The sequence below is a fragment of the Sphingopyxis sp. GW247-27LB genome (assembly GCF_002277025.1).
GTDB lineage: Bacteria > Pseudomonadota > Alphaproteobacteria > Sphingomonadales > Sphingomonadaceae > Sphingopyxis.
On sequence record NZ_NIWD01000004.1, the window covers coordinates 1 to 760 of the forward strand.

Here is a 760-nt window from a genome sequence, read left to right on the forward strand (position 1 = left end):
CGGTCGTACGGTCGTAGCGCCCTGCGCAAGCACAACCTCCGCCTCACGTAGCTTGCCGATAATCTCTTCCGGGCGATGCTTCTTGCTCGGCATTCTATATCTCCTTCGTCGTCCAAAATATCATCAATTTTGGACCACTCAGAAGGGGGCAGATCAAACCGCGATCGCTGCTATCGTCACCGATCCCGATCAGTTCCGGTCGGGAAGGCAATTCGCCGCCTGGCTCGGCCTAACTCCGCAGCAGCACTCCACCGGCGGCAAGACCAGGTTGGGTGGCATCTCGAAGCAGGGAGACCGATATCTGCGCCGACTGCTCGTCGTCGGCGCCACCGCCGTCATGCGCCACATCAAGGATAAGCCAACGCCCATGGCCGACTGGATCAGGAAACTCTCGGAGAAAAAGCCGTTCAGGGTCGTCTCCGTGGCGCTTGCCAACAAGTTGGCCCGGATCGCCTGGGTCGTGCTGACCCGGAAGGAAGCCTATGGGCCCTATCAACTGACGACCTAACAGAATACCGAACAACCGAATTGGCAGTGGCAGTCAATGATGAGTAACGATCGAGCCAATGGTGAAACCAACCCGTCTGATTCAATGCGCTTCAACCGCGCGCCAACTTGATTAGGCCGTGTTGACAAAAGGGATTCCCAAATCCTCCTCCTTCTGATTCAAGACTGCTTTTTGAGGATCAGTCATGGGTCGCGGGGATTTGTCGGATGCGGAGTGGGACCTGATTGGGCCGCTGCTGCCGCCTGAACGTGG

Annotated in this window: 1 pseudogene; it reads left to right on the top strand. The window is 57.5% G+C overall.

Annotated elements, in window-relative coordinates:
• Positions 1 to 157: 157 nt before the first annotated feature.
• Positions 158 to 508, top strand: a pseudogene (locus CD928_RS04510) (transposase); the annotation flags it as partial.
• Positions 509 to 760: the final 252 nt, after the last annotated feature.